We start from the raw sequence: 19,477 nt of genomic DNA, 5'->3' as shown, positions 1-19,477 counted from the left end.
ACACCCGCTCGCTTTGCCCGCCACTTCTTGTGATGGATCACATTTGATGGATCACATTCCGGCCCGGAATGCCCGGTGCGTCCTCAGGCGTCGCTGCCGGCCAGTTCCTCCATCATGGCAAGCCCCTTCTTCTTCAGCATGGCCTGCGGATCCGGCAGCTTGCCGCGGAAGGCGAGATAGGCATCCTCCGGATCGATCGCTCCGCCGACCGAATAGATGTTGTTCTTCAACTTGCGCGCCATGACCGGATCGAAGGGATTGCCGCTTTCCTCGAAGGCCGCGAAGGCATCGGCATCCAGCACTTCCGACCACATGTAGGAATAGTAGCCGGCCGAATAACCGTCGCCGGAGAAGACATGCTGGAAATGCGGCGTGGCATGGCGCATGACGATGGAGGCGGGCAGGCCGATCTCGTCCAGCACCTGCGCCTGCACGGCCATGGGATCCTCGACCGGGCCGCGGGTGTGGAAGGCCATGTCGACCAGTGCCGACGAAGTGAACTCAACGGTGTTGAAGCCGGCATTGAAGGTGCGGGCCGCCAGAACCTTGTCGAGCAGTGGCTTCGGCATCGGTTCCCCGGTTTCGTAATGCACGGCATAGCGGGTGAGGATTTCCGGCACCGTCAGCCAGTGTTCGTAAAGCTGCGAGGGCAGTTCGACGAAATCGCGCGAGACACCCGTGCCGGAGACCGAGGGATAGGTTACATCCGACAGCATGCCATGCAGGCCGTGGCCAAATTCGTGAAACAGCGTGCGGGCATCATCCAGCGACAGCAGGGCCGGCTTGCCCTCTGCGGGTTTCGCAAAGTTGCAGACATTGTAGATGATCGGCAGTTCGCCTTCGGCGCCGTTCTTCAATGTCAGCCGGTGCTGGCTCTGGAAGGAGCTCATCCAGGCGCCGGAGCGCTTGGAGGATCGGGCAAAGTAATCGCCGAGGAACATCGCCTTCAGCCTGCCGTTCTCATCGCGCACCTCGAAGACGCGCACGTCCGGATGATAGGCGGGAACGCCCTTCACCTCGGTCAGCGTGACGCCGAACAGGCGGTTCGCCACGTCGAAGCAGGCCTCGATGATCTTTTCCAGCTGCAGATAGGGCTTCAGCTCGGATTCGGAGAAATCGAACATCCGCTCGCGCAGCTTTTCGGCATAGTAACGCCAGTCCCAGGGCTGGACGGGGCCGTTGATCCCCTCCTCCGCCATCAGGCCGGCAAGCGAGGCCTCCTCCTCCAGCGCCCGGGTGCGGGCCTTGGCCCACACCTTCATCAGGAGGCCGTTCACATTGGCCGGCGTCTTGGCCATGGTGTCGTCGAGCTTGTAGGCGGCGAAATTCTCGTAGCCGAGCAGTTGCGCCTTTTCGAAGCGCAGCGCCAGCGTCTGCCTGACGATCTCGATATTGTCGGTCTCGCCACCATTGGCGCCGCGTTTCACCCAGGCGGCAAAGGCCCGTTCGCGCAGGTCGCGGCGGCTGGAGAAGGTCAGGAAGGGCTCGATGATCGAGCGCGACAGGGTGACGGCATAGCTGCCATCCGCCGCACCGCGGTCACGGGCCGCAGAGGCCATCGCATCGCGCAGGAAGGACGGCAGTCCCGCAAGCTCCTCTTCGTCCGTCAGGATCAGCGACCAGTTCTTCTCATCCGCCAGCACGTTCTGGCCGAAACGCGCGCCAAGCCCGGCCAGCGTCTCGTTGATCGTGGCCAGCCGCTCCTGATCCTCGCGGCTGAGCTTGGCGCCCGCGCGCACGAAACCCTTCCAGTGGCGCTCCAGCACGCGCGTCTGCTCCAGCGTCAGATCGAGTGCGTCGCGCTTTTCCCAGAGCGCATCGACGCGGGCAAACAGCACCGCGTTCATGGCGATCTGCGAATAATGGCGCGACATCTTCGGCGCGATCTCGCGCTCCAGAGCCTGGATCACCTCATTGGTATGGGCCCCGGCGCGGTTCCAGAACAGGGCGGAGATCCGCGACAGCTCGTCGCCGGCAATCTCCAGAGCGGTGATGGTGTTGTCGAAGTCCGGCATCTCAGGGTTGCCGGAAATCGCAAGGATTTCAGCGTCATGCAGCGCCAGCGCCGCATCGAACGCGGCTGCGAAATCCTCATCCCGCACCTCGTCGAACTGCGGCAGGCCGTTTCTGCCGCTCCATTCCACAAGCGCCGGTTTGATCTTCGAATGCACTGTCATGTCACTGTCCTCTAGAGCTGTTTGGGTCTGCCATCGCCATGGCGGTCGGTGGCCTTCGCGCAGGGGTAAAGCCGCTGGAATACAAGAAGTATTAGCTGATTATTAATAATTGACCACTTGCGAGCCTCGGGTATGTTCGGGGACACTATCCAATGAGGTGGATACTGGCCGTGGAAATGAGTTCCCTGCACTGGTCCGGCAGCTTGCTCCATCGGGAGCACGCTCGCAATACCAGGATCGAAAAAGCCCTGTTCCCCATACGAACGGAAACGAGACCCGTTTTCGATCTGCCGGACGTTCAGCGCCAGGCACCGGATTTTTCAGCCATCTCTCCCCGCCTCCTGCGGGAACTTGCCCTTCAGAAATATATCGCGGGCGACATCGAACAAGATGTCTATATCGCACTGGCGCAGGAATTGCCGATGCAGGCGGTGGATGCCTCCGGAGCCGTCGAGGATCTTTCCGACGTGACCGATGACACCGAATTCGATTTCCGCCGCTATTTCCAGAACCAGAAGGTGCTGGCGGCGTCGCTGGGCGACGAGGACAGGGCGGCGACCTTCGATTCGGTCCTCAATTTCATCCGCGCCTGAGCGCCTGCGCGCTTTTCCCCGTCCGGATGGTGCACAACGTCGCTTTGCGGTTTGCCTGACCGCAGAATGATAGTAAGGGTGCCTTATCAACCGGCACGGTATCATGCACCCCCAGACCCATCACGACAGTCTCGGCTTTCTCCTGACGGATGCCGCACGCCTGTTGCGCAGCGCCTTCGAGCGGCGCATTGCCCAGGCCGGCCTCGGCATCACGCCGGCGGAGGCGCGCACGCTTCTCAACATCCAGGCGCTCGGCGACTGTCGGCAGCTGGAGCTGGCGGCCCGCATGGGCATCGAACCCATGACGGTCTGCACCTTCCTCGACAAGCTGCAGGGGCTCGGCCTCATCGACCGCCAGCCGGACCCCGCCGACCGCCGCGCCAAGCGCGTGACGTTGACGGCGGCCTGCGAGCCTCTGATCGAGACCCTGCGGCAGGAACTCGATGTGGTTCTTGCCGTCGCGACCGCCGGCATGTCACCGGAGGAGGCCCGCATGCTCAACCGCGCGCTGCAGCGGGTCAGCGGCAATCTGCAGACCGATGCGCTCACCCTGCCGGAAGCCGCGCCATGCTCCTGACACCCGATCCGGCGGCGCCCCGGCCATCCCGCATGAGCGAGGGCCGGACCACCTTTCTCGGTGCGCTGCTGACGACGCTTGGCCCCATTTCGATGGCGATCTACACGCCCGCCATGCCGGAACTGGTACATGCCTTCGGCACAACGGAGGCGGCGGTCAAGATGAGCCTGTCGATGTTCTTCGGCGGCTTTGCCCTTGCGCAGCTGATGGCGGGGCCGCTATCGGATGCGCTGGGACGCAAGGTCGCGACGCTGGCCTTCCTTGCCATCTATCTCCTCGGCTCGGCCATGGCGGCACTCGCGCCGTCGGTGGAGATCATTCTCGCCGCCCGCCTGATCCAGGGCATCGGCGCCTCGGTCGGTGTCGTCGTGGGGCGGGCGATCGTGCGCGACCTTTATGTCGGCCCGGAAGCCGCACGCATTCTCAACACCATCGGCATCTTCCTGGCGGTCGGTCCGGCCATGGGTCCGACGCTCGGCGGACTGACGCTTGCCGCCTTCAGCTGGCATGCGGTGTTCCTGCTGATGGTCGGCTTCGGGCTGCTCGCCGCCGCCAGCACGATCTTCCTGATGCGGGAAACCATCATTCCCGATGTCCGCCGCCTGAAGCCCGCCCGGCTGATGCGCGCCTATGCGGAGGTGGCTCAAAACCGCCAGTTCCTGGCGAGTGCCGTCGTGCTCAGCGGCTCGATCGGCGCGCTTTACGCGCAATCGACCATGCTGCCCTTCGTGCTGATCAACCGTGTCGGCCTGACGCCGACCGCGTTCGGGATCGGCATGCTGATGCAGTCCGGCTTCTATCTCCTGGGCTCGCTGACGCTGAAGATGGTGGCCGCCCGCATCAGCGGACAGCGTGCTGCCGAGATCGGCATCACGCTGTGCGGCCTGGGCGGCGTGATCATGGCGCTGTCGGTGGCCTTCGTACCGCCCTTCTTCCTGTCGATCATGGGGCCTGTGGCGATCTGCACCTTCGGCATCGCCTTCCTGACGCCGCATGTGGTGACGCAGAGCCTGGCTCCCTTTGCCCATGTGGCGGGATCCGCCTCGGCGCTGACCGGCTTCCTGCAGATGGGTTGCGGCTTTCTGGGCGGCGTGGCGGCCGCCGCGATCGGCGATCCGCTGACGGCCTTCGGCATCATCATTCCCGGCATGGAACTGGCGGCCGTGGCGGGCTTCCTCTGGCTGCAGCACCTCTCCCGCCGGGCATGAAAAAACCCGCCCTCCATAAGGAGAGCGGGCCGGATGAGGCAGCCGGATGACGCCAGCCCTCAGGCTTACTTGCCGAGATTGCGCTTGGCGAGTGTGCGCAGACGAAGCGCATTCAGCTTGATGAAGCCGGCGGCATCCTTCTGGTCATAGGCGCCCTGGTCGTCCTCGAAGGTGACCAGCTGGTCGGAATAGAGCGACTTGTCCGACTGGCGGCCGATGACCATGACGTTGCCCTTGTAGAGCTTCAGCGTCACTTCGCCTTCGACATTCTCCTGGCTCTTGTCGATGAGCGCCTGCAGCATTTCGCGTTCCGGCGAGAACCAGAAACCGTAATAGATGAGTTCCGCATAGCGCGGCATCAGCTCATCCTTCAGGTGCGCGGCACCACGGTCGAGCGTGATGCTCTCGATCGCGCGGTGGGCAGCGAGCAGGATCGTGCCGCCGGGGGTCTCGTAGACGCCGCGGCTCTTCATGCCGACGAAGCGGTTCTCGACGAGATCGAGACGGCCGATGCCGTTGTCGCGGCCATAATTGTTGAGTTCGGCAAGCAGCGTGGCCGGGCTCATCTCGACGCCGTTGATCGAGCAGGCATCGCCCTTGCGGAAGCCGACCTTGATGACGGTCGCCTTGTCCGGGGCGGCTTCCGGCGAAATCGTGCGCATGTGCACGTATTCGGGGGCTTCCTGGCTGGGGTCCTCCAGAACCTTGCCCTCGGAAGACGAGTGCAGCAGGTTGGCATCGACCGAGAAGGGGGCCTCGCCCTTCTTGTCCTTGGCAACCGGGATCTGGTGCTTTTCGGCAAATTCGAGCAGGTCGGTGCGGCTCTTGAACGACCAGTCGCGCCAGGGGGCGATGATCTTGATATCCGGGTTCAGCGCATAGGCCGACAGCTCGAAACGGACCTGGTCATTGCCCTTGCCGGTCGCGCCATGCGCGATGGCGTCTGCACCGGTCTTCCTGGCGATCTCGATCAGGTGCTTGGAGATCAACGGACGGGCAATCGAGGTGCCGAGCAGGTAGACGCCTTCATAGACGGCATTGGCACGGAACATGGGGAAGACGAAATCGCGCACGAATTCCTCGCGCACATCCTCGATGAAGATCTCCTTGATACCGAGCATCTCGGCCTTCTTGCGCGCCGGCTCGAGTTCCTCGCCCTGGCCGAGATCGGCGGTGAAGGTGACGACTTCCGCGCCGAGTTCGGTCTGGAGCCATTTCAGGATGATCGAGGTGTCGAGACCGCCGGAATAGGCCAGCACGACTTTCTTCACGTCTTTGGGGAGTGCCATATCGATTGCGTTCCGTCTGGAGGGCAGGCCGTTCAAAACCTGCCGCTTGAAGTCTGGGATCGCGGCACTTTTAGCGAGTTTACGGCAGCGTGCAAGGGCAAGCGCGGGCCCAAAGCGTCACAGATGGTGGCCGATGTTCATCCGCTGGTGAAGGATGCGGATGAGAATGAGCGATGCAGCCTTTTCTTGATAAATCAGGTAGTGGGAGCGAAAGGACAGTGACATCGCACCCTTGCGGATATGATTGATGGACCTTCCTTTTTTCGTCCCTCGGCAAACATCCTGCAATGCCTGCCGAATACCAAAGGTATAATCTTCCGCCTGGTCCTGTCCCCAACGAGCCTCAGTGTAGTCGTAGATTTCATCGATATCGTCGGCAGCCCGCGGCGAAATGATGAGGGTCTTCATCGCGATGCATTTCGTGCACGCTTCCGCTCAATGAAGGCATCGAAATCAAACGGCTGCGGCTCGCCCGACGCCTCGCCCTCCTCGATGGCCGCGCGGATGGCCAGCAAACCATCTTGGTCCCGCAGCAGTTCGAGGGCTGCTTCGACAACCTCCGCTTCCGATGCGTAGTCCCCGACGCTCACCTTGTGCTGCATGAATTCGGCCAGTTCGCCCTGAACGGTGATCGTAGCAATCCTGCCCATGCCTCATCCTCCGGCCACAGCCGTCATGTTGACGATAGGACCCGAGGATACCATATCCGCTGCGACCTGAAAAACCGAAACAACCCGCGGAGTTTTGCCCATGACCCATCAGCATCCCGCCCTGCAACAGGGCCACGTGGCTGTCGTCACCGGGGCCGCCTCCGGCATCGGCCTTGCCGCCGCCAAGGCCTTTGCCCGGATGGGGCTCTGTGTCGTGCTCGTCGATCTGGAGGGTGACAAACTGGCAGAGGCCTGCCGCGAAGTGGCAAATCTTTCACCAGGCGGCGAGGCGGATGTGGTGGCGATCGGCACCGATGTCTCCCGGCTGGACGAACTGGAAGCGCTGGAGCGCGCCGTCATCCAGCGCTTCGGGCGCGTGCATGTGCTGATGAACAATGCCGGCATCCAGCCGGGCAGCGCACTGTTCGGGCCGCAGGCGAACTGGGACAATGTGCTGGCCGTCAACCTCATGGGCGTGATCCATGGCACCCGCACCTTCGGCCCCGGCATGATCGGCCATAACGATCCGGCGCTGATCATCAATACCGGCTCCAAGCAGGGCATTACCACGCCACCCGGTGACCCGGCCTACAACGTCGCCAAGGCCGGCGTGAAGGTGTTTACCGAAGCCCTGCAGCATGATTTGCGCAATACCGAAGGCTGTCAGGTCTCGGCGCACCTGCTGATCCCCGGCTTTGTCTATACGTCACTTACCGCCCATGGCCGCACCGAAAAGCCGGCTGGCGCCTGGACGCCGGAACAGACGGTGGATTTCATGCTGGAAAGCCTGGCGCGCGGCGACTTCTACATTCTCTGCCCGGACAATGACGTCGACCGCAAGACCGACGAGCGTCGCATGGCCTGGGCGATCGGCGACATCATCGAAAACCGTCCGCCCCTCTCGCGCTGGCATCCGGATCATGCCGAGGCGGCGAAGACCTTCATCAGCCAAAGAGACTGATTGGCAAGCCCGGCAAGGCAGGGTAAGTCTCGGCGATCCGCCATTCGCCGAGGCATATCATGGATTTCCTGCCGAGCCTGCCCACGCTGATCACCTTCACCGGCATGTGCCTGCTGCTGGCCATCACGCCGGGGCCGGACATGACGCTGTCGATCAGCCGGGCGCTGTCGCAGGGCAGCCGGCGGGCGCTCTATGTGGTGGTCGGCACCACGATCGGCGTGATGATCCACACCCTGCTGGTGGCCTTCGGCGTGTCAGCCCTGATCACCGCCTCGCCGACGGCCTTCTTCCTGCTGAAGACCGGCGGCGCCGGCTATCTGCTGTTTCTCGCCATCCAGGCGGTGCGGCAGGGTTCGAGCCTGAAGGTGGAAGCGGTCGCGGAGCCTTCCGGCTCGGTCTGGGGCAATATCTCGACGGGGCTCTGGGTGAACCTGCTGAACCCCAAGGTCATCATCTTCTTCATGACCTTCCTGCCGCAATTCGTCACCGCCGGCGATCCGGCCGTCACGCAGAAGCTGCTGTTCCTCGGCTTCTTCTTCATCGTCGTCGGCATGCCGATCAACATCATCGTGATCTTTGCCGCCGACCGGCTGGCGCGCTGGCTGCAGGCCAATCCGAAGGTGCTGCGGGGCATCGACTACACCTTTGCCGGCGTCTTTTCCGTGTTTGCCGTGAAGATCTTCATGACGCAGGCGCGCTGAGCGCCACGGCTGCCCGGCCCGCCACTCAGGCGAGATCGAGGCCCATCTGCCAGAAATCAGCCTCCAGCCGCGTCGCATCGCGGAAGACGACGGAAAGGCGCGCCATTCTTGACGCATCGAGCGTCGAAAGCCGGGCATCGAGCCATTGCCGTTCGGAAGCCACCAGCGCCTGATACTCATCGCCGGCATACATGGCGATCCAGTCGGCATAGGGATTGCCGTCGCGTCTGGTGAAGGGCTGCTGCAGGATCCAGCGGGCGATCTCGCCATAGCCGATGATGCAGGGGGCAAGCGCCACGTGGAGATCGACCAGATCGCCGCTCATGCCGGCATCCAGCACATAGCGGGTATAGGCAAGCGTCGCTCGGGATTCGGAAAGACCGTCGAGCGCCGCCTCGTCGACACCCCAGCTGGCGCAATAGCCGACATGCAGGCCAAGCTCCACCTCGACGATCGCCTTCAGGCTCTCCAGCCCCTGCCGGATTTCGGCAAGGTCGCGGCTCTTGTAGACCGCAAGGCCCCAGGCGCGGGCGAACTGGATGAGAAACAGGTAATCCTGCTGCAGATAGTGTCGGAAAGCTGCCTCCGGCAACGTGCCTTCGGCCAGTTCCCGCACGAAGCGGTGCTCGGTGTAGGCCAGCCAGTCCGCCGCATTGTCGCGGATCAGGGCATCGAATGGGGCAGACATCGGCTCAGTCATCCTCGCCATGGCCGGCAATCATCATCGCCTCGAAGGCCAGGCGCTCGGTCTTGCGCATGCGTTCCGATTCCGACTTCAGCTGACCGCAGGCAGCGAGAATATCGCGGCCGCGCGGGGTGCGGATCGGCGAGGCATAGCCGGCCTGGTTGATGAAATCGGCAAACTTCTCGATCGTCGCCCAGTCGGAGCACTGATAGTTGGTACCCGGCCAGGGATTGAACGGAATGAGGTTGATCTTGGCGGGAACGCCCTTCAGGAGCTTCACCAGTTCCTTGGCATCCTCCAGGCTGTCGTTGACATCCTTCAGCATCACATATTCGAAGGTGATGCGGCGGGCATTCGAAAGACCCGGATAGTTGCGGCAGGCCTCGATCAGCTCCTTCAGCGGATATTTCTTGTTGATCGGCACCAGCATATCGCGCAACTCGTCGCGCACTGCATGCAGCGAGATTGCCAGCATCACGCCGATCTCGTCGCCGGTGCGATAGATCTCCGGCACCACGCCGGACGTGGAGAGGGTGACTCGACGCTTGGAGAGCGACAGGCCGTCGCCATCGGTGGCGATCAGCAGCGCGTCCTTCACATTGTCGAAATTGTAGAGCGGCTCGCCCATGCCCATCATGACGATGTTCGTGACCTTCCGCTCGCCCGTCGGCACAAAGGCGCCGGGCGGTGTATCGGTGCCCGGGAAATCCCCCAGCCGGTCACGCGCCAGAAGCAGCTGGGACAGGATCTCCTCCGCCGTCAGGTTGCGCACCAGCCGCTGCGTGCCCGTGTGACAGAAGGAACAGGTGAGCGAACAGCCGACCTGGCTGGAAATGCACAGCGTGCCACGGCCTTCCTCGGGAATGTAGACTGTCTCGACCTCGACCGGGCGGCCGGCACCGCGCGGCGGAAAGCGCAGCAGCCATTTGCGGGTGCCGTCGTTGGAGACCTGTTCCTCGACCACTTCCGGGCGGGAAATGGTGAAATGCTGCTTCAGCATCTCGCGCATGTCCTTCGCCACATTGGTCATGGCGTCGAAATCGGACACGCCGCGGATGTAGAGCCAGTGCCAGAGCTGGCTGACGCGCATGCGCACCTGCTTTTCCGGCACGCCCTTCTCGATCAGCGCCTTGCCCATCTGCTCGCGGGTCAGGCCGATCAGCGAAGGCTTGCCGGACATCAGATCCGGACGGGGCACCAGGGGCTGCTTGACGGCAAGACCGGGTGCGATGGCTTCGGTAACGGACATGGTCAGGTTCCACTCAACGGCTGCCCGTCGCGGCGCAGAAGCGCCGGGGGGCAGTCCGGACTGTCTGGTGTGAAATGCATCGGGCGGTCTGTTGCCCATGGCATGCCATGGCGGGTTTCGACCGCAGTTGCCGCGCCCTTTATCATCAAATGGCGCGCACGTCACCAGCAAACGGCAAAAGGCCGGTCAAACGGCCGGCCTTCATCAGCGTATGCGAGGCCGGTGCCTACTTGCAGGTTTCGATCTGCTTCAGCGCCTGCGTAAGCCCGGACAGCGAGTAGGAGTAGCTGGTGCCGGTGCCGCGGGCGGACGTGGCCTTCACCGTCATGGTCGAACCGCCCTTCATGGCGGAGACGAGTGCCGGTTCCTCGGCAGCGTTTTCCACCCAGGCCGCCTTGTCCTTGACGAACATGACGAAGTTCTTCTTGTCGATCGTGACGTTGACCTTGGAATCCGCCTTCAGCGGATAACCCATCATGGCCTGCGGCTCATAGGAAATGTTCTGGCCGGGACGCTGCGAGACGATGAAGAAGATGTCTCCATGATCCACGCTGGCCGGTTCCTTGGTGGTCGGCATCGACAGCACGTAGCAGACGGTGCTGTTGCCGGACTTGTAGGAATAGGCGCCCCAGTTCTTGAACTGGCCGATGAGGTTGGGCGCCTGGGCCGAGGCGAATGCCGTGCTGGCGAGCAAAAGGGTCGACGCGATGGCGATCTGTCTTACAAACATTGTGTCCTGCCAGTTTCTCATTGAACGGCCGACCGGACGGCACGAGCCGGGCGTGGTCGAAATCCGCTCAACTTTGACTTAATTCTGGTTACCAAATCGTCAACAGGGGTGGATCGTCGGCTGTTTGGCATGCGGACTGGGAAAGGTGCAGGCGAAATAGCCCCGGACAGGACATGGATCGCATCGGCCCCGGATCTTCGTCCAGAGCCTCAATGAGCGGATGAATTGGGCAAGAGTTTGGCCTCGCCCGCGCCTCGCTGCGGCGGGCGGGCGAAAAGCGCGGGGCCGAACAGCGCGCCCTCAGCCTGCGGCGGGACGGGCGGACGGATCGATTGCCGGATCCTCGGTCATCGCACGATCGGCCGCCTGGTAATGCTCGTCCTTGATATGCGCCTGGATCATCCGGAAGGCCGCAGCCAGCACGGCCACGTCATCGGTGAAGCCGACCATCACGAACATGTCGGGCAGGAAATCCAGCGGCAGGACGAAATAGCCGAGCGCGGCCAGCAGCACGCCGCGCACGCGGGTCGGCGTCTGGGGGTCCATCGCGCAATAATAGGCCGCAACGAGATCGCGGCTGAAGGGAATGTGGCGAACCGCCTTCTTCAGCGTCGGCCAGAAGGAACGGCGCACCCGGGCTTCCTGGCGGGCCTGGGCCTGTTCATCGCCGGGCATGAGGATTTCCCCGATCTTGACCTCGTCCACTGGGTCGTTCACTGGCGTCCTCCATCAACGTTCGGCACAATGACGCAACGCATATGGGGGTGCGGCGTTCCCGCGTCAATTGCGGGCGCGGGCCGCCTTGTCCATCAGCCGGGCCAGACTGAGATCGCGCTCGGTCAGTCCGCCGCTGTCATGCGTGGTCAGGCGGACGCTGACGCGCGAATAGACATTCGTCCATTCCGGATGATGGTCGAGCTTTTCCGCCGCCAGCGCGGATTCGGTCATGAAGGCGAAGGCGGCGCGGAAATCGGCAAACGCGAAGTCCCGCGTGATCGCGCACCCGTCCGCCGCGAGCGCCCAGCCCTCAAGCTGCGCCAGGGCAGCCTTGATCGCTGCCGGATCCAGCAAGGGATCTCGCATGACGTCCTCCCTCAGTAGAGCGGGCTTTCGGCATGCCGGCCGGCATCCCGCCAGGCGGAACGGCTTTCCTGCAGCGGGAAGACCTCTTCCGTCAGATAGGGCCCGCCACCCACCGATTCCTTGGAGGACATCAGCACGAAACGACCGACGGTAAAGGGCGCCGTGTAGAAATTGCCGCGGCCCGAAAGATAATGCACCACGTCGTCGAGCCGCGAGGACTTCAGCCGCGCCAGCGTGACATGCGGGGTGAACTTGCGCGGGTCGGGCGGCAGGCCCACCCGCTGGCAGATCCTCTCGATTTCCGCCTGCAGCGCCGTCATTTCCGGCGCGGGCGAAACACCGGCCCAGACGGAATGCGGCTTCTTCGAGCCGAAGGAACCGATGCCGGTGAGGCTCAACTGGAATTCCTCCCGGTCGATCCTGTCCAGCCGGTTGACGATCTCGTCGGCCGTTCGGCCGTCGACATCGCCGATGAAACGCAATGTGATGTGGTAGTTCTCGACATCGATCCAGCGCGCACCTGGGAGACCGCCACGCAGCAGGGAGAGGCTCATGGCGGCATTGCGCGGGATTTCGAGGGCGGTGAAAAGTCTCGGCATAGCGAACCTCCTCGAATCTCTTGCGACAGCAATAGCGGAACATGCATCGGCGTTCCGCGCAAGCACCAATTTTTGCCCTGCACAATCAACCGTCGCCGGGCAGCCCCTTGAGGAAGGCCTCCACCGCCGGCAGAGAACGGTCCACCATCACGGAGACGCCCCGGTCATTGGGATGCATGCCATCCTGCAGTTGCAGATCCGGATGCGTGACCACGCCATCGAGGAAGAACGGATAAAGCGGCACGCCATATTTCTCCGCCAGGCGCGGATAGATGCCGTTGAACTTCTCCGCATAATCGCCGCCCATGTTCGGCGGCGCCATCATGCCCATCAGCAGAACGGGGATTTTTCGCTCCTTCAGGCGCGCCAGCATGGCGTCCAGGTTCTTTTCCGTCTGCTCCGGCGAAATGCCACGCAAGGCGTCGTTTGCGCCAAGCTCGAGGATCACGCCGTCGGTGCCGGAGAGCACCGACCAGTCCAGCCGGGCGAGACCCGCTGCGGTGGTATCGCCGGAAACGCCGGCATTCAGCACCTCGACATCATGGCCACGCTCCTCCAGCGCGGCCTCCAGCTGTGCCGGATAGGATTTCGACGGAGGAAGCTGGTATCCGGCCATGAGGCTGTCCCCCAGGCCGACGATCTGCAGGCTCTTCGCCTGGGCAGGGAGAATCCCTGCGACGGCAAGACCGGCAATGACAATCACGTGAAGCCAGACTGCTTTGAATTTCATGAAATCCATCCCTAGATTGAACAGGTCCGCCGCACTGCGGCAAACGTAGTCTCGAAACAGTTCTGTGGCCAATATAGGATCGTTTGCCGTGGCAAGAACCATCATTACGCTGAAGAAGGCGGATCTGACGCTGGGAAGCGCCGCAGCCGCCGTCCATGTTCTGAAGGGCATCGACCTGAAAATTGGCGAAGGTGAGGCTGTCGGCATTGTCGGCCCCTCCGGTTCCGGCAAGTCGACGTTGCTGATGGTGCTGGCCGGTCTCGAGCGGCTGGACAGCGGCGAGATCCACATGCTCGACACGCCGCTGCACGCATTGCACGAGGATGCGCTGGCGGATTTCCGCGGCCGCAACATTGGAATCGTCTTCCAGTCCTTCCACCTGATCGCCAACATGACGGCGATCGAGAACGTCGCGGTGCCGCTGGAACTGGCCAATACGCCCGGCGCCTTCGAGATTGCCCGGCGGGAGCTGACCGCGGTCGGCCTCGGCGAACGGCTGAACCATTATCCGGGCCAGCTTTCCGGCGGCGAGCAGCAGCGCGTGGCGATTGCCCGCGCCCTTGCCCCCTCGCCAGCCGTGCTGATTGCCGACGAGCCGACCGGCAACCTCGACACCGAGACCGGGCGCCAGATCGCCGATCTGCTGTTTGCCAAGCAGAAGGAGCGCGGCATGACGCTGATGCTGGTGACGCATGACACCGCGCTCGCCGCCCGCTGCACCCGCCAGATCCGCGTCCGCTCCGGCGAGATTGCCGCCGACAGCGCCGGCGCGACCAGCCCGGCGGCGGCCTTCGCATGAACGGCGCCGGCCTTTTCCGCCTGTCGATCGCCTGGAAGCTCGCGCTGCGGGAGTTGCGCGGCGGCCTTTCCGGCTTCTACATCTTCCTCGCCTGCATCGCGCTGGGGACAGCCGCCATCGCAGCAGTCAACTCGGTCTCGCGTGCCATCACCGGCGCGATCGCCACGCAGGGCCAGACACTGCTGGCGGGCGATGTGCGCTTCGAGCTGAACAATCGCGAGGCGACGCCCGAGGAACAGGCCTTCCTCGACCGACTGGGACAAGTCTCGGTCTCGACCGGACTTCGATCCATGGTGCGCCTTCCGAACGGCGCCGAACAGGCGCTGGTGGAGGTCAAGGCCGTCGACGGCGCCTATCCGCTCTACGGAACGGTCGTCACGGATCCGGACCAGCCGCTGTCGCGCCTGCTCGCCGAACAGGATGGCGTCTACGGTGCCGTGGCCGCCCCGCTTCTGCTGGAACGCCTCGGGATCCGCACCGGACAGGAACTGCTGCTCGGCAATGCCCGCATCCGCATGACCGCCGCGCTGGTGACCGAGCCGGATGCGCTTTCCGAAGGCTTCGGCTTTGCACCGCGGCTGCTGCTCAGCCGCGAGGCGCTGGTGGCCTCCGGCCTCATCCAGACCGGAAGCCTGGTGGAACATGCCTACAAGGTGAAGATGCCGCAGCCGCTGTCGCGCGCGGTGCTGACCGAACGGGCCAATGAGGCCTTTCCCGCCGCCGGCTGGTCGATCCGCACCGCCGATCGCGCAGCCCCCTCGCTCACCGAAAACGTCGACCGCTTCTCGCAGTTCCTGACGCTCGTCGGCCTGACCGCGCTGATCGTCGGCGGTGTCGGCGTCGCCAATGCGGTGCGGGCCTTCCTCGATTCCAAGCGCACCACGATTGCCACCTTCAAGTGCCTCGGGGCGCCGGCTTTCGTGGTGACGCTGATCTACCTGTTCCAGATCCTGGTCATCGGCGCCGTCGGCATCGCGATCGGTCTCCTTGTCGGGGCCGCCGCGCCCTTTGCGGCGCTGCGCTTTCTGGAAGGCGTCCTGCCGGTTCCGGCGGAAACCACCTTCTACCCCTCGGCGCTCGGCCTTGCCGCGCTGTTTGGCCTGCTGACCACCTTCGCCTTCGCCGTGCTGCCGCTCGGCCATGCGCGCGAAGTGCCGGCAACGGCCCTGTTTCGCGAACAGAGCTTCGACCAGAGCCGGCTGCCCTCCTGGCCCTATCTGACGGCGGGTGCGCTTGCGCTGGCAGCGCTCTCGGCACTGGCGATCCTCTCGGCGGAAGACCGCTTCATCGCGGTGGTGTTTCTCGGCGCCGTGGCCGCCGCCTTCGTGCTGCTGCGGCTGGTGGCCGCCGGCATCGCGGCGCTTGCCCGACGCGCGCCGCGGGTCTCCTCGCCGGCACTCCGGCTGGCGATCGGCAATATCCACAGGCCGGGAGCGTTGACGCCCTCCGTCGTGCTGTCGCTCGGCCTCGGCCTTGCGCTTCTCGTCACGCTGTCGCTGATCGACGGCAACATGCGCCGCCAGCTGACCGGAACCATGATGCAGGAGGCGCCCAACTTCTTCTTCGTCGACATCCAGGGCAGCGAGCGTGAAGGCTTCCTCGACATTCTCGAACAGCAGGCGCCGAAGAGCGAGATCACCCAGGTGCCGATGCTGCGCGGCCGCATCATGGCCTTCAACGGCCAGGACGTCACCCAGATGAACGTGCCGCCCGCCGGTCGCTGGGTGCTGCGCGGCGATCGCGGCATCACCTACGAGGCCAGCCTGCCCGCCAATTCCCGCCTGACGGAGGGGAACTGGTGGCCGGAGAACTACGAGGGCGAGCCGCTCGTCTCCTTCTCCGCCGAGGAGGCCGGCGAACTCGGCCTGAAGATCGGCGATACGGTGACCGTCAACGTGCTCGGCCGCAACATCACCGCGAGGATCGCCAATTTCCGCGCCATCCAGTGGGAATCGCTGTCGATCAACTTCGTGATGGTCTTTTCGCCCAACACCTTCCGCGGCGCACCGCATGCCTGGCTGGCGACGCTGAGCGATGCGTCCCTTACCGCTGCACAGGAGGGCGCGATCCTGCGGGCGGTGACCAATGCCTATCCGACCATCACCAGCGTGCGGGTGAAGGATGCGCTCGACATGGCCGAAGACCTGCTCGGCCAGCTGGCCACCGCCATTCGTGCCGCGGCGGCGGTGGCACTCATTGCTTCCGTCCTCGTGCTGTCCGGCGCGCTGGCCTCCGGCAACCGCGCCCGCACCCATGATGCGGTGATCCTGAAGACGCTGGGCGGCACGCGCGCCATGCTGATGCGGGCCTTCAGCTACGAATACATGATCCTCGGCGCCGCCACCGCCGTCTTCGCGCTGGTGGCCGGCGGCCTGTCAGCCTGGTTCGTGGTCAGCCGCATCATGAAGCTGCCGGCAAGCTTCCTGCCCGACGTGGCGGCGATGACCGTTGTGGGTGCGCTGGTGCTGACGGTGGGAATCGGGCTTGCCGGCACCTGGCGCATTCTCGGGCAGAAGGCCGCTCCGGTGCTTCGGGAACTGTAGCCTCACCGAAGGTTGCAGAGATCCTGCCGGATTAAATCTTCTTCACCTTGGCGAATCCGGCCCGAATCGGGCCGCCGCCACTTGAACCCGCAAGCGGGACAGCGCATATTTCAGGCATGCTTGCTGAGGCTCCGCAGCGGCGCCAGGGTTTTGAACGACCCGACACCGTAGCAACACCGGAGCTTTGAGAGGACAAAATGGCTGACCGTTACAACTTCCAGAACCGTGCGGCACAGACGCGTGCCCAGACGGGCGCGATGATCGACGAGGGCCTTCGCAGCTACATGCTGAAGGTCTACAACCTGATGGCGCTCGGCCTCGTGATCACCGGCCTTGCCGCATTCGGCACGTGGCAGCTTGCCGTCGAAGGCGGCCAGCTGACCTCGTTCGGCGTCGCGCTTTACGCGAGCCCCCTGAAGTGGGTCGTGATGCTGGCGCCGCTGGCGATGGTCTTCTTCCTGAGCTTCCGCATCAACCGCATGTCGGTCTCCGCCGCGCAGACGACCTTCTGGGTCTATGCCGCGCTGATGGGCCTGTCGCTGTCGTCGATCTTCCTGGTCTTTACCGGCCAGAGCATCGTGCAGACCTTCTTCGTGACGGCCGCCTCGTTCGGCGCCCTGTCGCTCTACGGCTACACGACGAAGCGTGACCTGACCGCCATGGGCTCGTTCATGATCATGGGCCTGTTCGGTCTGATCATCGCCTCGATCGTCAACATCTTCCTGGCCTCCTCGGCCGTCGCCTTCGCCGTCTCGGTACTGGGCGTGCTGATCTTCGCCGGCCTCACCGCCTATGACACGCAGAAGATCAAGGAAATGTATTTCGATGGCGACGACGCCGCCGTGATGGGCCGCAAGGCGATCATGGGTGCGCTGACGCTCTACCTCGACTTCGTCAACCTGTTCATGTTCCTGCTGCAGTTCCTGGGCAACCGCAACAACTAAGCGACCCAAGCGCAGACAGGTTCGACACCAGACGGAAAGGCGGCTCTTCGGGGCCGCCTTTTGTGTTTGGCGAGCGGCATGCAGGCCGAGCGCCGTTCAGCCCATCACCTTCACCACGCTGCCGCGCCGCAGGAGCGGCAGGATGCGGCGCATGTCGCGGAGGCTGACCGCAATACAGCCGGCCGTCGGCTCGTAGCCGGGACGGATCAGGTGCAGGAAGATCGCCGAGCCGCGATGGCGGCGGCGCTCCGTCACGTTCCAGTCGAGCACCAGGCAGATGTCGTAGAGACCGTCGGCGCGGGCCAGCACCTCGTGGCTTGGCGCAAAGGGCGCGCGGACCGGCCGGTTATAGCACGCATGTCCAGGATCGTCGCACCACAGCATGTGGCTGGCGATACGCGTCAGCGGCAGCGCGGTCGGCGGCAGGGCCCGCAGGCGATCGCCCCGCACGAAGCCGGAAAGCACCCGCATTGTGGCGATCGGGGTGGCGCCGTCCCCTTCCCGCTTGCGGGATGTCGTTCCGGAACGGCCGATGGCTGCCGGCACCGTCAGCGCGCCGATGCTCACGAAACCGCGAGCGCGATTTGATGGCGCGGTGCGAACAACCAGCGCATTTCGCTTGCGAAGGGGGTTTATCCCACCCATTTCTCTCACACATTGTTGCTTTCGACAGGAATTCGTTTGAAGTGATAGCACAATGTCACGTGCAACGAAGCGCCTCTCCGCCCTTGGCGGACGGGCCAACGGAAAGGCAAAGACGGCATGGCAGCCCGCACCATTCTGCTGGTGGATGACGATGACGACCTGCGCGAGACGCTGGTGGAACAGCTTTCCCTTTATGAAGAATTCGCGCTGGTTCAGGAAGCCACCGCCACCCGTGCCATGGCAACCGCGAAATCGCGCCAGATCGACCTGCTGATCATGGATGTCGGCCTGCCGGACATGGACGGTCGCGAAGCCGTGAAGCTGCTGCGCAAGGCGGGCTTCAAGGCACCGATCATCATGCTGACCGGCCACGACACCGATTCCGACACCATCCTCGGCCTGGAAGCCGGCGCCAACGACTATATCACCAAGCCGTTCCGCTTCGCCGTGCTTCTGGCGCGCATCCGCGCCCAGCTTCGCCAGTACGAGCAGAGCGAGGACGCCACCTTCACCGTCGGCCCGTATCTCTTCAAGCCGAGCCAGAAGCTTCTGACCACCGAAGACGGCAAGAAGATCCGGCTGACGGAAAAGGAAGCGGCAATCATCCGCTATCTCTACCGCGCCGGCCAGAAGGTGGTGACGCGCGACGTGCTGCTGGAAGAGGTCTGGGGCTACAATTCCGGCGTGACGACCCATACGCTGGAAACCCATGTCTACCGCCTGCGCCAGAAGATCGAGCGGGATCCTTCCAATGCGGAGATCCTCGTCACCGAAAACGGCGGCTACAAGATCGTTCCCTGACCGGAAGCACAGCCCATGGCCCTGAGTGACGACATTCGCCTGATTTCGCAGGTACCCCTGTTTCAGGGTCTCGACGACGACCAGCTGCGGCTGGTCGCCTTCGGGGCGGAGCGGCGCAATGTCAGCAAGGGCCAGGAACTGTTTCGCGAGCGCTCGCCGGCGGAATCCGCCTTCGTGGTGGCACGCGGCCGCATCGATCTCTACACCGAGGGCCGCGACGGCATCGCGGAACTCAGCCGCTCGGTCGGTCCGGGCACGCTTCTGTCGGAACTGGCACTGGTCACCATGGTGGAGCGCAAGTTCACCGCCATAGCCGCCGAGGATGGCGAGGTGCTGCGCATTGCCCGCACGCTGTTCCACCGGCTGCTGGAGGAATATCCGGCTGTGGCCGCAGTGCTGCAGGAGCGGATCCGGCAGAATATCGCGCGCCTTGCCGCCGAGGCGCTGGCGCAGCAGCACCGCTTCGCCTGAGGCGGCCGCGGCCGCCCCGCACCGATCAACGGCCCGGCATGC

General features: G+C 63.9%; 22 protein-coding genes. 10 read left to right on the top strand and 12 right to left on the bottom strand.

The window, feature by feature from the left end:
- Nucleotides 1-83: 83 nt before the first annotated feature.
- On the bottom strand, nt 84-2,177 hold the full coding sequence (locus KLP42_RS12325; protein WP_215567031.1) for a M3 family metallopeptidase: 2,094 nt from the start codon (nt 2,175-2,177) through the stop codon (nt 84-86).
- A gap of 170 nt (nt 2,178-2,347) precedes the next feature.
- Between KLP42_RS12325 and KLP42_RS12320 the strand changes: the two genes are divergently transcribed.
- From KLP42_RS12320 to KLP42_RS12310, 3 genes are all read left to right on the top strand, one after another.
- Complete coding sequence (locus tag KLP42_RS12320) at nt 2,348-2,770, top strand: hypothetical protein (RefSeq protein ID WP_215567030.1); 423 nt, start codon at nt 2,348-2,350, stop codon at nt 2,768-2,770.
- Nucleotides 2,771-2,873: 103 nt separating this feature from the next.
- Nucleotides 2,874-3,347 carry a MarR family winged helix-turn-helix transcriptional regulator gene (locus KLP42_RS12315; RefSeq protein WP_215567029.1) on the top strand — a complete coding sequence of 158 codons (474 nt, stop codon included), beginning with the start codon at nt 2,874-2,876 and terminating at the stop codon, nt 3,345-3,347.
- Nucleotides 3,348-3,379: 32 nt separating this feature from the next.
- Nucleotides 3,380-4,555 carry a multidrug effflux MFS transporter gene (locus KLP42_RS12310; protein WP_215567175.1) on the top strand — a complete coding sequence of 392 codons (1,176 nt, stop codon included), beginning with the start codon at nt 3,380-3,382 and terminating at the stop codon, nt 4,553-4,555.
- Between the two features lie 65 nt (nt 4,556-4,620).
- Here the strand turns inward: KLP42_RS12310 and KLP42_RS12305 are convergent, their stop codons facing one another.
- The 3 genes from KLP42_RS12305 to KLP42_RS12295 form a co-directional block, all read right to left on the bottom strand.
- Nucleotides 4,621-5,844 carry an argininosuccinate synthase gene (locus KLP42_RS12305; RefSeq protein WP_215567028.1) on the bottom strand — a complete coding sequence of 408 codons (1,224 nt, stop codon included), beginning with the start codon at nt 5,842-5,844 and terminating at the stop codon, nt 4,621-4,623.
- A 117-nt stretch (nt 5,845-5,961) separates the two neighbouring features.
- Complete coding sequence (locus KLP42_RS12300) at nt 5,962-6,252, bottom strand: type II toxin-antitoxin system RelE/ParE family toxin (RefSeq protein ID WP_215567027.1); 291 nt, start codon at nt 6,250-6,252, stop codon at nt 5,962-5,964.
- On the bottom strand, nt 6,249-6,494 hold the full coding sequence (locus KLP42_RS12295) for a type II toxin-antitoxin system ParD family antitoxin (RefSeq protein ID WP_215567026.1): 246 nt from the start codon (nt 6,492-6,494) through the stop codon (nt 6,249-6,251). The genes KLP42_RS12300 and KLP42_RS12295 overlap by 4 nt, the downstream gene beginning before the upstream one ends.
- A gap of 100 nt (nt 6,495-6,594) precedes the next feature.
- On the opposite strand from KLP42_RS12295, the gene KLP42_RS12290 reads away from it, so the two are divergent.
- The gene (locus tag KLP42_RS12290) at nt 6,595-7,455 is read left to right on the top strand and encodes an SDR family NAD(P)-dependent oxidoreductase (protein ID WP_215567025.1); all 861 of its coding nucleotides are present in this window, start codon (nt 6,595-6,597) and stop codon (nt 7,453-7,455) included.
- A gap of 59 nt (nt 7,456-7,514) precedes the next feature.
- On the top strand, nt 7,515-8,156 hold the full coding sequence (locus KLP42_RS12285) for a LysE family translocator (protein WP_215567024.1): 642 nt from the start codon (nt 7,515-7,517) through the stop codon (nt 8,154-8,156).
- Between the two features lie 25 nt (nt 8,157-8,181).
- Here the strand turns inward: KLP42_RS12285 and tenA are convergent, their stop codons facing one another.
- The 7 genes from tenA to KLP42_RS12250 form a co-directional block, all read right to left on the bottom strand.
- Nucleotides 8,182-8,844, bottom strand: a complete 663-nt coding sequence (tenA, locus tag KLP42_RS12280; protein WP_252192947.1) for a thiaminase II — start codon at nt 8,842-8,844, stop codon at nt 8,182-8,184.
- 4 nt (nt 8,845-8,848) lie between these two features.
- Nucleotides 8,849-10,090 (bottom strand): dual-specificity RNA methyltransferase RlmN, encoded by a 1,242-nt coding sequence (gene rlmN, locus KLP42_RS12275; RefSeq protein ID WP_215567023.1) that lies wholly within the window; start codon nt 10,088-10,090, stop codon nt 8,849-8,851.
- Between the two features lie 226 nt (nt 10,091-10,316).
- Complete coding sequence (locus KLP42_RS12270; RefSeq protein WP_215567022.1) at nt 10,317-10,820, bottom strand: invasion associated locus B family protein; 504 nt, start codon at nt 10,818-10,820, stop codon at nt 10,317-10,319.
- Nucleotides 10,821-11,120: 300 nt separating this feature from the next.
- Nucleotides 11,121-11,525, bottom strand: a complete 405-nt coding sequence (locus tag KLP42_RS12265) for a YkvA family protein (protein WP_215567173.1) — start codon at nt 11,523-11,525, stop codon at nt 11,121-11,123.
- 75 nt (nt 11,526-11,600) lie between these two features.
- A complete protein-coding gene (locus tag KLP42_RS12260) occupies nt 11,601-11,903 on the bottom strand; it encodes a 4a-hydroxytetrahydrobiopterin dehydratase (RefSeq protein WP_215567021.1) in 303 nt (100 codons plus the stop codon).
- Nucleotides 11,904-11,914: 11 nt separating this feature from the next.
- Entirely contained in the window at nt 11,915-12,502 is a 588-nt protein-coding gene (gene thpR, locus KLP42_RS12255) for an RNA 2',3'-cyclic phosphodiesterase (RefSeq protein ID WP_215567020.1), read from the bottom strand.
- Nucleotides 12,503-12,587: 85 nt separating this feature from the next.
- Nucleotides 12,588-13,232: an arylesterase gene (locus KLP42_RS12250; RefSeq protein ID WP_215567019.1), complete on the bottom strand. Its 645-nt coding sequence runs from the start codon at nt 13,230-13,232 to the stop codon at nt 12,588-12,590.
- 88 nt (nt 13,233-13,320) lie between these two features.
- Here KLP42_RS12250 and KLP42_RS12245 point away from each other — a divergent pair, with 88 nt between their 5' ends.
- The 3 genes from KLP42_RS12245 (at nt 13,321) to KLP42_RS12235 (ending at nt 17,518) form a co-directional block, all read left to right on the top strand.
- Complete coding sequence (locus KLP42_RS12245) at nt 13,321-14,031, top strand: ABC transporter ATP-binding protein (RefSeq protein WP_215567018.1); 711 nt, start codon at nt 13,321-13,323, stop codon at nt 14,029-14,031.
- Nucleotides 14,028-16,574 carry an ABC transporter permease gene (locus tag KLP42_RS12240; RefSeq protein ID WP_215567017.1) on the top strand — a complete coding sequence of 849 codons (2,547 nt, stop codon included), beginning with the start codon at nt 14,028-14,030 and terminating at the stop codon, nt 16,572-16,574. Before KLP42_RS12245 ends, KLP42_RS12240 begins: the two co-directional genes overlap by 4 nt.
- 197 nt (nt 16,575-16,771) lie before the next feature.
- On the top strand, nt 16,772-17,518 hold the full coding sequence (locus KLP42_RS12235) for a Bax inhibitor-1/YccA family protein (RefSeq protein WP_215567016.1): 747 nt from the start codon (nt 16,772-16,774) through the stop codon (nt 17,516-17,518).
- 96 nt (nt 17,519-17,614) lie between these two features.
- Here KLP42_RS12235 and KLP42_RS12230 read toward each other — a convergent pair whose 3' ends face one another.
- A complete protein-coding gene (locus KLP42_RS12230; protein ID WP_215567015.1) occupies nt 17,615-18,163 on the bottom strand; it encodes a L,D-transpeptidase family protein in 549 nt (182 codons plus the stop codon).
- Between the two features lie 117 nt (nt 18,164-18,280).
- Between KLP42_RS12230 and KLP42_RS12225 the strand changes: the two genes are divergently transcribed.
- Nucleotides 18,281-18,964: a response regulator transcription factor gene (locus KLP42_RS12225; protein WP_215567014.1), complete on the top strand. Its 684-nt coding sequence runs from the start codon at nt 18,281-18,283 to the stop codon at nt 18,962-18,964.
- A 15-nt stretch (nt 18,965-18,979) separates the two neighbouring features.
- Entirely contained in the window at nt 18,980-19,435 is a 456-nt protein-coding gene (locus tag KLP42_RS12220; RefSeq protein WP_215567013.1) for a cyclic nucleotide-binding domain-containing protein, read from the top strand.
- Nucleotides 19,436-19,477: the final 42 nt, after the last annotated feature.

The sequence above is a fragment of the Rhizobium sp. CSW-27 genome, assembly GCF_018760785.1.
Lineage (GTDB): Bacteria > Pseudomonadota > Alphaproteobacteria > Rhizobiales > Rhizobiaceae > Neorhizobium.
This window is presented reverse-complemented; position numbering and strand designations above follow the sequence as displayed.

Bases quoted from the DNA above. Each gene is read 5' to 3' on its own strand.
- KLP42_RS12325 (WP_215567031.1), bottom strand. From the start codon at position 2,177: ATGACAGTGCATTCGAAGATCAAACCGGCGCTTGTGGAATGGAGCGGC.
- KLP42_RS12315 (WP_215567029.1), top strand. From the start codon at position 2,874: ATGCACCCCCAGACCCATCACGACAGTCTCGGCTTTCTCCTGACGGAT.
- KLP42_RS12310 (WP_215567175.1), top strand. From the start codon at position 3,380: ATGAGCGAGGGCCGGACCACCTTTCTCGGTGCGCTGCTGACGACGCTT.
- KLP42_RS12305 (WP_215567028.1), bottom strand. From the start codon at position 5,844: ATGGCACTCCCCAAAGACGTGAAGAAAGTCGTGCTGGCCTATTCCGGC.
- KLP42_RS12300 (WP_215567027.1), bottom strand. From the start codon at position 6,252: ATGAAGACCCTCATCATTTCGCCGCGGGCTGCCGACGATATCGATGAA.
- KLP42_RS12295 (WP_215567026.1), bottom strand. From the start codon at position 6,494: ATGGGCAGGATTGCTACGATCACCGTTCAGGGCGAACTGGCCGAATTC.
- KLP42_RS12290 (WP_215567025.1), top strand. From the start codon at position 6,595: ATGACCCATCAGCATCCCGCCCTGCAACAGGGCCACGTGGCTGTCGTC.
- KLP42_RS12285 (WP_215567024.1), top strand. From the start codon at position 7,515: ATGGATTTCCTGCCGAGCCTGCCCACGCTGATCACCTTCACCGGCATG.
- tenA (WP_252192947.1), bottom strand. From the start codon at position 8,844: ATGTCTGCCCCATTCGATGCCCTGATCCGCGACAATGCGGCGGACTGG.
- rlmN (WP_215567023.1), bottom strand. From the start codon at position 10,090: ATGTCCGTTACCGAAGCCATCGCACCCGGTCTTGCCGTCAAGCAGCCC.
- KLP42_RS12270 (WP_215567022.1), bottom strand. From the start codon at position 10,820: ATGTTTGTAAGACAGATCGCCATCGCGTCGACCCTTTTGCTCGCCAGC.
- KLP42_RS12260 (WP_215567021.1), bottom strand. From the start codon at position 11,903: ATGCGAGATCCCTTGCTGGATCCGGCAGCGATCAAGGCTGCCCTGGCG.
- thpR (WP_215567020.1), bottom strand. From the start codon at position 12,502: ATGCCGAGACTTTTCACCGCCCTCGAAATCCCGCGCAATGCCGCCATG.
- KLP42_RS12250 (WP_215567019.1), bottom strand. From the start codon at position 13,232: ATGAAATTCAAAGCAGTCTGGCTTCACGTGATTGTCATTGCCGGTCTT.
- KLP42_RS12240 (WP_215567017.1), top strand. From the start codon at position 14,028: ATGAACGGCGCCGGCCTTTTCCGCCTGTCGATCGCCTGGAAGCTCGCG.
- KLP42_RS12235 (WP_215567016.1), top strand. From the start codon at position 16,772: ATGGCTGACCGTTACAACTTCCAGAACCGTGCGGCACAGACGCGTGCC.
- KLP42_RS12230 (WP_215567015.1), bottom strand. From the start codon at position 18,163: ATGGGTGGGATAAACCCCCTTCGCAAGCGAAATGCGCTGGTTGTTCGC.
- KLP42_RS12225 (WP_215567014.1), top strand. From the start codon at position 18,281: ATGGCAGCCCGCACCATTCTGCTGGTGGATGACGATGACGACCTGCGC.
- KLP42_RS12220 (WP_215567013.1), top strand. From the start codon at position 18,980: ATGGCCCTGAGTGACGACATTCGCCTGATTTCGCAGGTACCCCTGTTT.